We start from the raw sequence: 12,648 nt of genomic DNA, 5'->3' as shown, positions 1-12,648 counted from the left end.
GGTCCCCTAGAAGGCGCGTTCGCCGACGAAGGCGGTGAGTCCATGATCGTCACCGGCAGCCAGCAGCGCGCACAGCGCACGCAGTCCGGTGGCCAACCGGTCGATCTCCTCGTCGGTGACGTACACCGATGGCTGCAGCCGCAAGGTGTTCGGTGCGCTACCGGTGGGGAACAGCCGGACCCGGTGCTCATGCAGCAGGTAGCCGCAGGCCAGGAACCCGAACTGGCCCGCGCGCTGAAGCTGCGCGGCGAGCGCGGAACCCGACGCGGACAGGTCACCGAACTCGACGCCCTGGAGCAGGCCGAGGCCGCGGACATCCGCAATGATCGCGGGATAGTCCGCCCGTACCTCCCGCAACGCCTCCGCCAGCCGACGGCCGCGCTCACCGGCGAGCCGGTAGATCGCCCCGTCGTCGGCCTCCAGCAGATCCAGTACCGCGGCGGCCACCGAGGTGGACAACCCGTCCTTGGCGAAGGTCGAGCTGTGCACCATCTCGAACTCGGGCCGGTACCGGCCGGCCCGCACCAGGGTCACCGCGAGCTTGGCCAGCCCACCACCGATGCTCTTGGCCAGCACGTAGTAGTCCCCGAGCAGACCGCACTGGGCGGAGGCGAAGAAGCTCCCGGAGCGACCGGTGCCGCTCTGGATCTCGTCCACGATGACCGGGCAGTCGAACTCGGCGCTCAGCGCCTGGACCTGCTTGGCGAACTCGGCGGTCAGTGGCACGATGCCGCCCTCGCCCTGCACCGGCTCCAGCAGCAGCGCGCAGAAGGCCGGCACATCGCGCCGCACCACCTCGACTCCCGTCTCGGTGAACCCCAGGTCGTAGCCGGTGACGCGCGCGTTCTCGAAGGTCGCCCGCAACGCCTCCGGATCGTTGACCTGGGTGAAGGTGGCCTGCGCGGCCAGCGCGGTGAACGGCAGCCTGTAGTCCTGGTTGTGGGTGAGCTGGCTGGAGCCCATCAGCTTGCCGTGGAAACCGCCGCTCAGCGCGATGAGCCGAGGCGGGCTGGCGAACGCCTCCTCGTTGCGCCGGCGAACCTCCGCGACCACCGCCTCGGGGGCGGCCCAGGCTGGCAGGCCCATCACCGTTCCGTCGACCCCGGCGCCGGCCGCCGCGGCCGCCAGCGCGACCCCGATGTGCTTGTCGATCTCGGCGCGCAGGGCGTCCACCCGCAGCCCGCGGTCCAACTCGGCGTGCTTCACCGCGACCTCGACGCCCTCTGCCCCGCTGTTGGCGAACACCCCGAAGTACGGCTCGTCGCTGCCGAACTCCCGGTGCAGGATCCGGTTGAGCGTGCCCACCACCTCGTGTGCCTGCGGCCGCAACGACAGCTGCGTCAGCACCGGGGCGTCCCGCTGGAGCAGGCCGGTCACATGGGCGACCAGGTTCGGGTGGTTGTGGCCGAGCAGCAGCGCCCCGAACCCGCCGAGAAAGTCGCTCACCGGAATTTCGGCACCATTCGGACCTTTCGCGAACACGGTGTTGCCGGTGGCCCGTACGTATTCCACATCAAGACCGACCTCGCCCGTCGCCCTGTGCAGGACGCCATCTACCAGTTCGTTGACTTCGGACGTCATGGTCACCCCTTCTCCCTTGGCTTGAAATTCATCATTCAGTACCGGGATAACCGCCCACTAACCGAGTGATAATCCACCCACCTGGTTAGCGGTCAATTAGTGACCAGTTATCGGGAAACGCGACCGGGAATTTATCATGACGACAGCCCATGATGCCCCCCGTGCGCCGAGGAGCAACAGATGTTCACCAAACTCCAGCAGATGTACAAGGACGCGTTCAACGCCGGTGATGCCGACGCGGTGCTCGCCCACTACACCGACGAGGGGGTCACCGTGATCGACCGGGGTGTCGCCCTGTCCAAGAGCGGCGACCTGCGCGAGGCGCTCGCCGAGTACTTCGCCAAGTCCAAGCCACAGGTCGAGTTCACGTTCGTGCACACCTACCTGGCCGGCGACGTGGCTCTGATCGTGACCGACTGGTCACTGGACGAGCTCGGCGAGGACGGCACCCGCGGCACCGAACACGGCCGGGCCACCGACGTGCTGGTGCGCGACGCCGATGGTGCGTGGAAGTTCGCCATCGACAACCGCTTCGGCTCCAGCTGACCCCCCGAACGCGACCTGGCTCGCCCACCGGATCCGGTGGGCGAGCCAGGTCGTTCGCGCCGTCGTTCAGTGAATGACCGAGACGGGGGGATCGATCCCCAGCAGCGCCCGGCTGTAGTCCTCGTGGGCCACGAACTTGCTGAAGTGGATGTGGTGGCTGCCCACCTCGAAGTCCCGCCAGTACCGCTGCAACGGGTTGGTGTTGGCGAAACCGCTGGTTCCGCCGAGGTCGAGGATCCGCAACATGGCCTGGCGCGCGGACTCCAGCGCGGAGACCCCGTGCATCCGGGCCCGGGTGCGCTCCTCCCGCGACATGGACCCCTCGGCCCTGGCCGAGTCGTACAGGTCCGACGCGGTCAGCAGGTTCCGGTAGGCGATGTCCACCAGGTGCGTGGCCTGGCCGAGCCACTGGCGCACGACCGGCGACTCCAGCGAACTGGTGTAGGTAGTGTCGATCAACGGCTTGCCCTTGTCCAGCATCGCCCGCACGGTGTCCAGTGCCCCGTGCGCGGCGCCGACCAGCGAGGCGATGGATCGATGCGCGATCACCGCGAAGGTGTCCGGACCGGGGAAGTTGGTCAGGCCCCCGGCCGCGTCGACGGTGTGCTCGATGACCCGGCTGTCCGGCACGAACAGCTCGTCGTACTCCACGCTGTGGCTGCCGGTGGCCTGCATGCCCGCGACGTTCCAGGTGCGGTCGATGCGGCCGGCCCTCGGCGGGGCGGCCCCCGAGATCAACTCACCGGTGGGTTCACCGTCGACGACGACCGGCACGACCGCCAGGATCATCCAGTCGCCGATCTCGCAGCCGGAGATGGTGGGAAACCGCCCGGAGATCTCGTAACCACCGTCCACCCTGGTCGCGGTGGCGCTGTGATGCCCACCGTTGGCGCACACGTACGCGTCCGCCGTGGCGCCGAACAGCTCCTTGGCACCCGCTTCGGAGATCAGGCTGGCCAGCACCTCGGCCGCGCCGGTGATGCTGACCAGCCAGCCGGCGGAGGCGTCCCCACGGCCGAGCGCGGCGATGATCGCGGACTGGGTACGAATGTCCAGCTCGTCGCCACCGAGCCGTTTGGGCACGCTCATCCGGAAGAACCCGGCGTCGCGCAGCGCGTCCACGCACTCCGCCGCCAGGGTGAGGTCCTCTTCGCCGCGGGCGGCGTTGGCGCGCAGCAGCGGGATCAGTCCCTGCGCCCTGTCGACATACTTCTGTACCGCTGGCACATATCCCATATCCAGGTCCGTGGACACGCTGTTCACCTTTCAGTAGAGGCAGATCCGCCCGGTTCCGATGCTTTAGTGAACACCACCCGGGGAGATGATTCGGTGCGCCGGCGTCCCAAATTTCGACCAGTGTTCTGGTCGGCTGTACCAAAACTTCGGACCGGCGACCTGCCTACGATTTCTCAGAAGTAACCGTTCGCGGAGAGGATGGCTATGTCCGCCATTGATCCAGCCCACTTTCGGCAGGTTCTCGGAAATATTCCGACCGGGGTTGTGATCATCGCCGCCGGCGGGCCACCGGATCAGGCCGCGGGAATGGCGTGCAACTCGTTCGCCTCGGTCTCCCTGGACCCGCCACTGGTGCTGTTCTGCGGCGCACGAGGCTCCTCGACCCTGCCGGTGATCTGGGAGGCCGGGTCGTTCTGCGTGAACGTGCTGGAGGCCGGACACGAGTGGCTGTGCCGCCAGTTCGCCGCCAAGGGGATCGACCGGTTCGCCGACGTGCGGTGGGCATCCGGCCCGTGCGGACCTCGGCTGTCCGAGGCGATCGCGTGGATGGACTGCACGGTGGAGGACGCGCATCCGGCCGGGGATCACGTGATCGTGATCGGCCGGGTGGTCCAGCTGGCGGCGACCGCCGGCGAGGCGCCACTGGTGTTCCACCGGGGTCGGTACGGATCGTTCGCCGCCGCCGCGGACCTGATCGGCTGACCGGCTCGGCGCCGCCCCACCCGAAAGGTGGGGCGGCGCCGAGTCAGTGGTCAGTCGAAGCTGGTGGGCACCAACTGGAGCGCGGCCAGGCACTCGATGAAGAAGAAGACCGCGCGGAAGAAGATCAGGATGTTGCCGTGGGTCAGCCGCAGTTGCTTGTCCACCACCATCCGCTGGTGGTTCAGCTCCCCGGCATGGAACCGCCGCCAGGTCTCCCTGGTGCCGACGATCACGAAGTCAGCCGACACCGGCGCGCCCGGTGCGATGATCTCCGACTTGGCACACTTGCCGCGCTGCCAGGTCAGCCGCAGGTAGGAGGTGTCGCCGTGCTCGTCGGCCACCCCCAACGCCCAGGTGTGGGAGTACGGTTCGCGGGTCGCCGCGATCCACTCCCAGTAGCTCTCCTGTTTGCGGGCGAGCGTCTCCTCGCTCGGGCCGCGATCGAGCTGCTCGCGAGCGGCCTCGGCCCACGGGACGCTGAGAAACTCGTAGGTCCGCGCAATCGTCGACATCGGTCAGCCTCCCGCGATCTCGGGCTGGATGCTGTTCACCATCTCCTGGATGTCCGGCGGCAGCGAGATGCCCACATCGGACAGCTTGTTGTTCACCTGCCGGATCATGAACTGGACGACCTCCTCCTCGGAGAAGCCAAGGGGCTCCAGCGGGGCCGGCACGCTCGCGCCGCCGTTCATCGCCAGTTCGGTGCGCAGGGTCTCGTGGATCTCGTTCAGCAGCCGGGGGTCCTCCTGCACCGAGTCGCGCAGGAACCGCATGCCGAACTGGACGTGCCTGGACTCGTCGCGGCAGGACGCGATGAATCCGGTGTAGTAGCCGGGCAGGTAGCCCTTGTTACGGCAGTACGTCAGCGTCAACTTCATGATCGTCAAGGCCAGTACGCCCTCGATCCACAGAAAGTAGGAGGTGGCGAACCGCACCCGCTTGGCCGGGTTCTCCACGTCGAGGCGCAGATCCTCGGACAGATAGGACAGCAGGCCGAACGCACCCACGAACGTCTCCGGCACGTGCGGGAAGGAGGAGGCGAGCAGGTCCTCCACCGACTCACCCGGCAGGCCGACGACCTCCCGGTAGAACCGGTCGAAGAACAACGTGTGCCGCGCCTCGTCCTCCAGCTGGGTGGCCAGGAACATCTTGGCCTCCTCGCTGCCCGACAGCATGAAGATGGGCAGCTCGATCTCCACCTGACGCTCCGCGTGATGGAACGCGGCGGCGATCTCGGTGAACGCCTTGCGCTCCACATCGGTCATCTTGGTCCACCAGTCGATGGAGTCCTGACTGAAGTCCAGGTCATAGGCGTTCCACCGATGCGTGAAGTACCGTTTGTACAGGTCGAGATAGTTCGGCAGCTTCTTCAGATCCTTGTGCACATAGTCGATCATGTCGTCGATGCTGACGTCCTTGAGTTCCTTTAACGTTGCCTGCTCGACCGCGGCGAGCATGGCCGGTGACATCTGCGCCATCCAGGATCTCCAATTCTCTTCGTCTTACCACATTCTCTTGTTCAATCCGGTGTCAACCGCACCCGCGGTCACCGGGACCAACTCCCCGGCGGCCACCGGATCAAGATCGTGATTGAGGATGGCGTATTCCAACTCCCGCAGTTGCGGGCTTGGCTCGAGGCCGAGCTGGCTGATCAGCGCGTCCCTCGTTCTGCGGTAAAGGCCAAGCGCCTCGGACTGTCGCCCGGTCTCGTACAACGCCCGCATCAACCGCCCGCACACCTGCTCACGCAGTGGATCGGTTTCCATCAGGTATTCCAGGTCGCCGATCACGTCCTCGTAGCGGCCAAGCGCGAGATCCGCGTCGACGCGGTTCACCAGGACCGCCACCCGTTCGTTGTGCAACGCCCGCAGCTCCGGCCAGGCGTATCCGTGCTCGGCCAGGTCGGTCAGCGCCGGTCCCCGCCACAACCGCAGTGCGAAGCGCAGCGTGGCCGAGGCCCGTTCCCACCGGCCTGCCCGGAGATCGGCCTGCCCGCCGGCGGCCAGTCTCCGGAAATTGGCCAGGTCAAGGGAATCGTCGTCGACGAGCAGCAGGTAACCCGGACCGTCACGCAACAGCTTGACCGGCCGGTTGGCGCTGCGCGCGGTAGCGATGATGCCGCGCAACCGGAAGATGGCGTTGTGCAGGATCTGCCGCCCGGTCTGCGGCACCGTCGCCGGCCAGACAGCGTCGATCAGCCTGCTCACCGGCACCATCTCGTTGCGGTGCAACAACAGGTAGCCCAACGTCGCGCTCTGCCGGACCCCGCGCACGCGCATCAGTCGGTCGCCGTCACAGACCTGCAGTGGGCCCAACACATAAAATCGCATGTATTACCTCAGCCACAGGCCTGGTCTCCGAATATCCGGGGACGCACTACTCTACTCACCAATCCCCCAGCCTGTATCACGCATTTCTTTTCTCCAGAGGTCTCGTGTTCATTCATTTCAGTCAGCAGCCAGCTACCCTGTCCGCCGTTGGCCAGTGTATTCGGACAACCAGTCGAGAACCTGCTCAGGAACCTGCTGTTCCATTTCAGGAGTTTGACCAGGAAGGCCCCTAGTCGAACCCCTAGAACACAAAGGTCGATCAGTACCGGTCAGGGTTAGGGGTTCCTTTTGGCCATTATCCACCAGCACCGTGGTGAGCATCGGCGCCGAGAATCCGGCAGCGGCCACCCCGGAGTCTTTCCCCACGGGTGCGGTGACGCGAGAGGAGAACGCACATGGAACCGATCAAGGTGTTGCTGGAAGGTGGTCCAGTAAGCCTGCCCGAGGCCAACCGCGTGTACGAGGTCACCGACCTGTCGGACCGGGTCCGCCTGGTCAGGGGCAATGGCTACGAACACTTCGAGTACTCCGGTGGAGACCGTGAAGTCGACGGAACCACGATGCCGGTCTTCCGGTGGTTCCAGCAGACGAAGATCGCGGAGTGAGGACCCGGCGTCAGTCTCGGTCGACGGTCGTGAAGTCGAGCTCGGCGGGCAACTCGGCGCGTCCGTTGACATTCAGCTTGCGGTAGGCCCGGGTCAGGTGTTGTTCCACCGTGCTGACCGTGATGAACAGCCGTAGGCCGATCTGCCGGTTGGTCATACCCCGCGCGGCCAGCGCGGCCACCCTGCGCTCCGCATCGCTCAGTGTCGCCACGCCCGACGGGTGCCAGACGTTGGTCACGTCCGGTTGCCGGGGGGCCGGGATGTCGCCGCGGGTGAGCACCGTCCGCGGCGGCTCCGCACCACACTGCTTGGCGATCCGCGAGGCGCGCCGTGCGCTCAGCCGCGCCTGGTCGTCCTCGCCGCGCAGGCGGTGGGACTGGCTGAGATCGGTGAGCGCCTTCGCCAACTCGAGCTGCGCGCCGGCGGCCCGCAGGATGTCGCAGGCCTCGCTGAGCAGCCGATGCCGGTCTGGCTGATCGCGAGTCGCCGCGAGCAGCCGCAACATGGTGCCCCGGGAACGGGCCGTCGTCACCGTCGTCCTGGCCGACTGTTCCTCGATCAACGCGCGCGCCAGGTCACGGTCGCCGACCGCGAGCAGACCCATGGCCAGGTCCAGGCGCCACGCGATGCTGTTCGGCAGGTCGATGCCCCAGGCCGTCATGAGGTCGCCGCACAGCACGAAGTCGTCGCACGCCTCGTGCGGCTGGCCGGTCGCCAGCAGGTGGTGCCCCCTGGCGTGCAGATAGGACAACCCGAACCGGCTTTCGAACATCGCCTCGGGCACCGGTTGGCGCAACAGGCGCGCGCCCTCGGCGAGGTCTCCCAGCTCGGTCGCCGCGAGCAGCGCGCTCGCGAGCGGCGACCCGATACCGACCCCCCACTGTTTGGCGTCCAACCCCCGCAACGCGTCCGTGGCATACCGCCGCGCGGCCACCAGGTGGCCTTCGCGCAGGGCGATCTCCGCGCGCTGACTCGACAGCACCGCCTGCCAGGTCGGTGCGTCGCGGACCGACGTCGCGCTCAGCAGCGCATCGCACCACCGAGCCGCCGAACCGACGTGGTCGGCCTGGACCAGCACAGCGAGCACCGTGGTGATCGGCTCCAGGGTCATCTCGGAGAGTCGGCTGCCGTGCAGCAACTGTCCTGCCTGGCGGACCAGGTTGTCGCCCAGATCCCCGGAACGGAATGCCAGGAGGATCCGCGCCGCCTGTAGCCGGGGGTCCGGCCAGAGGGCGGTCGCCGGCGCCGGCCGGCTGTCGGTCGGCATCGGGAACCTCGACGCCATGGCTGGGTAGTGAAAGGCCAGCCACAGTCGCGAAAACTCCACGTCGGCCGAGTCGGCGGTGACCGGCAGGGCGGCCAGCCGGTGCAGTAGCACCGCCGCGTCATCGAACCGGCCGTGCCACAGCAGGTGGGGCAGCAGGGCGGTCGCATGACTCCTGGTCAGTGTGTCGTCGCGAACCGCGGCGCACAGCTCGGGCAGCTGACGGAACGCGGTCGACGGGTCGGTTCGCCACCGCGCGGACACCAGCTCCACCGTGACCGCGTCCCGCTCCGGGCGGTGCTGGGTTGTCGAGCGCGCCTGCGCCAGACAACGGACCGCCAGGTCCGGCGAGTCGCTCAGCAGCGCCTGTTCGGCGACCGCGCGCAACACGCCGACCGACCACGGCGGCAGCGGCGGCCCGGCGGCGAGCAGCTGCGTGGCGACGACCTCGTCGGCCGCCCCGTCCTGACGCAGCAGCATCGCCGCCGACCGGTGGATTCGGGCCCGCGTCTCGGCACCCACCTGGTCCAGGACCGCCCGGCTCCCCGCGTCATGCCGGAACGACCGGTCGCGCAGCACCCCCATCGCGTCCAGGGCGTCCAGGTAGCGTGCCGCCGTATCACGATCGATGCCCAGGATGCCGCTGACGAGGCTGTCCGCAACCGATTCGCCGAGCACCGCGATGACCTGGGCGACCGCGAGCAGCCTTGGACTGCCGTGGTACAGGCAGGTCAGCACGGCTTCGCCGTAGGCCTCGCCGACCGGCTCCGCCGAGCGCGTACCGCGCAGATCCGCCACCATCGCGTTCACCAGCAGGCGGTTCCCACCGGTCACCTCGTGGCCGACCGCCGCGAGCCGATCCGCCTCGGTATCACCGAGAACACCTGCCAGCACGGCGCGCACGCCGTCCACTGACAGCTGCGACAGCCGCACGCGATGGCAGTGCGGCTGGCAGAGCAACTCGGCGTGCAGCGGGTGGTAGTCGTACTGTGGCCCGGTCTGCATGCCGAGCACCAGCAACGTCTGGGTGAACGGCAGCCGCCGAGCGACGGCCAGCAGGCAACGCAGGGACGACTCGTCGGCCCAGTGCACGTCATCGACCGCGATCACCACCGGTCTGGTCCCGGCGAGTCGGGTGAGTACTGTCCACAATGCCTGCACGACCGGTGCGTATGCCTCGTCGCTCGCCCCGCGCGCGGATCTCCGGAGGTTGTCCTCGCACATCGCCAGGACTCTCCGATCCTGGACCGCGACGACCTGACCAGAAAGTTCCTGGATCTTCTGCAGGAGCTGAACCACTACCTCGAACTGGACGTCCCGTTCGCTGCGCGACGCGGTCGCACCGAGCAACAAGGCGTCTGACCTGACCACGTGATCGGCGAAACCATGCAGCAGTTCGGTTTTGCCACTGCCGGGCGGGCCGCTCACCATCACCACGCCACCCCGGCCACACGTGGTGTGCCGGAGCATTAGGCGAAGCAGATCCATCTCCTTTTCCAGGCAGACCAACGTGCACACTCTCCCCAGCGAGACCTACGCATCCTAGACCAAAGAACGATGAACCCAAACGGTTCACCCGCGATCCCTGAATGATCCTGCCGAACTCCCTCACCGTACCCGACAAGTCCACTACAAACATTCACCTTATTGACCAGCGACGAAAGATGAGATTCCTTACATTAGCGGCTTCCTGAAATGGAAGTGCAGCTTGCTGAAGGGGCCGGGGGGTGGAGCCGAGAAATCTGTCAAACTAGGCTTGACTGTTAATGCGGTGCCGACCGTTCAGCGTGGAACGCGTGCCAATCTGAGCATTTCTGAGAAACTTGGCCGAAAGGTCTACCACATGGTCGACGAAGCGCGCCACACTCGAGGTCGGGCGTGGAAGGCCAGAATCGTGACCACCAGCATGACGATGGGGCCCGCGTTCGTGGTCGCGGTCGCCTACGTCGACCCCGGCAACTTCGCCACCAACATGTCAGCTGGCGCCACCCACGGCTACCTGCTGCTCTGGGTCATCATGTGCGCGAACGTGCTCGCCATGTTCATCCAGTACCTCTCGGCCAAACTGGGTGTCGTCACTGGCCGGAACCTGCCACAACTGTGCCGGGAGCACTTCCCTCGACCGGTCACCGCCATGCTGTGGGTACAGGCCGAGGTGGTGGCGATGGCCACCGACCTGGCGGAGTTCGTCGGTGGGGCGCTGGCGTTGAACCTGCTGTTCGACATCCCCCTGCTGCCGGCGGCACTGATCACCGCGGTGGCCTCGGCGGCCGTGCTGGCACTGGAGCCGCTGCGCAGGCGGCCGTTCGAGGCGGTGATCGCGACCATGCTCGCGGTGGTCCTCGGCGGCTTCCTCTACCAGACCCTGCAGTTGGGGCCGCTGACCGGCGCGGCGGCCGGACTGGTCCCCAGGTTCGACGGGGTCGACAGCATCCTGCTCGCCACCGGCATCCTCGGCGCCACCGTCATGCCCCACGTCATCTACCTGCACTCCGCGCTCACCCAACGCCACCACCGACCGGACGCCGAGGGACAGCGCCAGGTCCTGCGGGCGGGCCGCGTCGACATCGGGGTGGCACTCGGACTGGCGGCGCTGGTCAATCTCAGCATGCTCGCCGTGGCCGCGAACGTCTTCCACGGCAGCGGCGTCGGCGACTCGCTCACCGACATGCACGAGGGTCTCGGCACACAGCTCGGCCCTGGCGTGGCCCTGGCGTTCGCTGTGGCCCTGCTCGCATCCGGACTCGCCGCGTCCAGCGTCGGCACCCTGTCCGGGCAGGTGGTCATGGAGGGTTTCCTGCGCAGGCGTATCCCATTGTGGCTGCGCAGGACCATCACCATGTTACCCGCGCTCGTGGTGCTCGCGGCGGGCATGGATCCGACGCAGGCACTGGTACTGAGCCAGGTCGTGCTCAGCTTCGGTATCCCGTTGGCGCTGGTGCCGCTCATCATGTTGGGCGCGCGCCGCGACATCATGGGAAGCATGGTCAACCGACCGATCACCACACTTGTCGGCGCGACCGGCGCGGTGCTGGTGTCCGGACTCAACCTTCTGCTGCTCGTCCAGGGCATCCGGGGGTGACCCAACGGGAAATCGGGATTTTCCCGTTGGCGGTGTCATTACCCGACGGAGATCCGCTGACCACGCGGGTCGCCGCGCGAGCAACGGGATGGGCACGGGATGGTCACGATGGTCACACAATCTCGCGGCGGGGGTGCGCAATAATTGGAGCACCGGGGGTGGTGCTGGTTCTCGCTGAGTGACCCATGACTGCCTCTGCGACAAGCAGTCAGCTATTCACATGATGTGATCGGGGGAACGTGGCAACAATAGAGCCGAGCTCTTTCCCAAAGCTACCTGAGGGCAGTCTCAAAATCTACGAGTGGAGCCTCGGCAGACCCAGTTTCACCATCGACGATGCCGCCGCGGAAACTGAATACTCACGAGCTGAGATCTACGACCTCGTCAACCGGCTGCTGGAGGTGCAGCTGCTCCGTTACATCACCTACCCGGAACAACGGTACCTGCCGATGGACCCCATCGTCGCGACCGCCACCGTGCTGACGCCCAAAGAGCTGGAGCTGCTGGAACGCCAGGCCGAGCTCGACAAGCTGCGCAACGACCTGAAGCGCATCTCGCTCTACCACCGGACCAGCCAGTTCGGTGTGCACGCCGGGGCGGACATCGGCCTGGTGAAGGACGTCGAGGCGGTCCGCTCGCTGCTGCGCGAGGCCGCCACCAACAGCTCGATCGAGGTCGTCAGCATGCAACCGGGCGGTCGGCGATCGGTTCAGGAGCTGCTCGAGGCCAAGGAGCGGGACGAGGAGATGCTCGGCCGCGGCGTCCGGATGAGGGTCCTTTACCAGCACACCGCCAGGTTCGACGTGGCGACCCGCGAGCACGCGGAGACGCTGTTCACCCTGGGTGCCGAGTTCAGGACCACGGAATCGCTGTTCAGCAAGCTGATCATCTTCGACGGGGAGACGGCGTTTATTCCAGCCTACCAGGAGGACAACGGCGCGGCCGCGGTGATCAAGGACCCCACCCTGGTGGCATTCCTGTACGCGTGCTTCGAGCACACCTGGGCGAGCGCGAAGGAGTTCGACACCAGACGCGTCGAGAGCGACACCATCGGCGAGGAACTGAAGACCGAGATCATCAAGATGCTCATCGCCGGGGCGAAGGACGACGCCATCGCGCGGCGGTTGGGACTTTCCGTACGTACCTGCCGAAAACACATCGGTCAGCTGATGAACCGTTTCGGTGCGACCAGCAGGTTCCAGTTCGGTTACGCGGTGAAGGACAAGTTCTCCGACCTACTATGAGCGACGTCGGCCGCGGCCGACGTCATATCCCGGTGGAGTCCACCAAGCACGCGATGCC

At 66.8% G+C, this 12,648-nt stretch carries 11 protein-coding genes; 5 read left to right on the top strand and 6 right to left on the bottom strand.

Annotated elements, in window-relative coordinates:
* Positions 1–6: 6 nt before the first annotated feature.
* Positions 7–1,581 (bottom strand): aminotransferase class III-fold pyridoxal phosphate-dependent enzyme, encoded by a 1,575-nt coding sequence (locus ACYVIP_RS22145; protein ID WP_460399296.1) that lies wholly within the window; start codon positions 1,579–1,581, stop codon positions 7–9.
* A 180-nt stretch (positions 1,582–1,761) separates the two neighbouring features.
* Between ACYVIP_RS22145 and ACYVIP_RS22140 the strand changes: the two genes are divergently transcribed.
* Positions 1,762–2,127, top strand: coding sequence for a YybH family protein (locus ACYVIP_RS22140; RefSeq protein ID WP_460399294.1), 366 nt, complete (start codon positions 1,762–1,764; stop codon positions 2,125–2,127).
* A gap of 66 nt (positions 2,128–2,193) precedes the next feature.
* Here the strand turns inward: ACYVIP_RS22140 and ACYVIP_RS22135 are convergent, their stop codons facing one another.
* On the bottom strand, positions 2,194–3,381 hold the full coding sequence (locus ACYVIP_RS22135; protein ID WP_460399292.1) for an acyl-CoA dehydrogenase family protein: 1,188 nt from the start codon (positions 3,379–3,381) through the stop codon (positions 2,194–2,196).
* Positions 3,382–3,561: 180 nt separating this feature from the next.
* Here ACYVIP_RS22135 and ACYVIP_RS22130 point away from each other — a divergent pair, with 180 nt between their 5' ends.
* Positions 3,562–4,065 carry a flavin reductase family protein gene (locus ACYVIP_RS22130; protein WP_460399290.1) on the top strand — a complete coding sequence of 168 codons (504 nt, stop codon included), beginning with the start codon at positions 3,562–3,564 and terminating at the stop codon, positions 4,063–4,065.
* A gap of 50 nt (positions 4,066–4,115) precedes the next feature.
* Here ACYVIP_RS22130 and ACYVIP_RS22125 read toward each other — a convergent pair whose 3' ends face one another.
* Genes ACYVIP_RS22125 through ACYVIP_RS22115 form a run of 3 tightly spaced genes read right to left on the bottom strand, consistent with a single transcriptional unit; the run spans position 4,116 to position 6,344 of the window.
* Complete coding sequence (locus tag ACYVIP_RS22125) at positions 4,116–4,577, bottom strand: hypothetical protein (protein WP_460399288.1); 462 nt, start codon at positions 4,575–4,577, stop codon at positions 4,116–4,118.
* A 3-nt stretch (positions 4,578–4,580) separates the two neighbouring features.
* The gene (locus ACYVIP_RS22120; RefSeq protein WP_460399286.1) at positions 4,581–5,543 is read right to left on the bottom strand and encodes a ribonucleotide-diphosphate reductase subunit beta; all 963 of its coding nucleotides are present in this window, start codon (positions 5,541–5,543) and stop codon (positions 4,581–4,583) included.
* Between the two features lie 24 nt (positions 5,544–5,567).
* The gene (locus ACYVIP_RS22115; RefSeq protein ID WP_460399284.1) at positions 5,568–6,344 is read right to left on the bottom strand and encodes an AfsR/SARP family transcriptional regulator; all 777 of its coding nucleotides are present in this window, start codon (positions 6,342–6,344) and stop codon (positions 5,568–5,570) included.
* Positions 6,345–6,790: 446 nt separating this feature from the next.
* Here ACYVIP_RS22115 and ACYVIP_RS22110 point away from each other — a divergent pair, with 446 nt between their 5' ends.
* Positions 6,791–7,000: a DUF5988 family protein gene (locus ACYVIP_RS22110; protein WP_460399282.1), complete on the top strand. Its 210-nt coding sequence runs from the start codon at positions 6,791–6,793 to the stop codon at positions 6,998–7,000.
* A gap of 10 nt (positions 7,001–7,010) precedes the next feature.
* Here ACYVIP_RS22110 and ACYVIP_RS22105 read toward each other — a convergent pair whose 3' ends face one another.
* Positions 7,011–9,782 carry a helix-turn-helix transcriptional regulator gene (locus tag ACYVIP_RS22105; RefSeq protein ID WP_460399279.1) on the bottom strand — a complete coding sequence of 924 codons (2,772 nt, stop codon included), beginning with the start codon at positions 9,780–9,782 and terminating at the stop codon, positions 7,011–7,013.
* A 376-nt stretch (positions 9,783–10,158) separates the two neighbouring features.
* Between ACYVIP_RS22105 and ACYVIP_RS22100 the strand changes: the two genes are divergently transcribed.
* Positions 10,159–11,346, top strand: a complete 1,188-nt coding sequence (locus ACYVIP_RS22100) for an Nramp family divalent metal transporter (protein ID WP_460399277.1) — start codon at positions 10,159–10,161, stop codon at positions 11,344–11,346.
* A gap of 401 nt (positions 11,347–11,747) precedes the next feature.
* Positions 11,748–12,590 (top strand): helix-turn-helix transcriptional regulator, encoded by an 843-nt coding sequence (locus tag ACYVIP_RS22095; protein WP_460399275.1) that lies wholly within the window; start codon positions 11,748–11,750, stop codon positions 12,588–12,590.
* Positions 12,591–12,648: the final 58 nt, after the last annotated feature.

This window comes from Actinophytocola sediminis (assembly GCF_054779715.1).
This window is presented reverse-complemented; position numbering and strand designations above follow the sequence as displayed.

Coding starts and splice junctions, on each gene's coding strand:
- ACYVIP_RS22115 (WP_460399284.1), bottom strand. CDS start 6,344: ATGCGCGTGCGCGGGGTCCGGCAGAGCGCGACGTTGGGCTACCTGTTG.
- ACYVIP_RS22125 (WP_460399288.1), bottom strand. CDS start 4,577: ATGTCGACGATTGCGCGGACCTACGAGTTTCTCAGCGTCCCGTGGGCC.
- ACYVIP_RS22145 (WP_460399296.1), bottom strand. CDS start 1,581: ATGACGTCCGAAGTCAACGAACTGGTAGATGGCGTCCTGCACAGGGCG.
- ACYVIP_RS22140 (WP_460399294.1), top strand. CDS start 1,762: ATGTTCACCAAACTCCAGCAGATGTACAAGGACGCGTTCAACGCCGGT.
- ACYVIP_RS22110 (WP_460399282.1), top strand. CDS start 6,791: ATGGAACCGATCAAGGTGTTGCTGGAAGGTGGTCCAGTAAGCCTGCCC.
- ACYVIP_RS22120 (WP_460399286.1), bottom strand. CDS start 5,543: ATGGCGCAGATGTCACCGGCCATGCTCGCCGCGGTCGAGCAGGCAACG.
- ACYVIP_RS22130 (WP_460399290.1), top strand. CDS start 3,562: ATGGCTATGTCCGCCATTGATCCAGCCCACTTTCGGCAGGTTCTCGGA.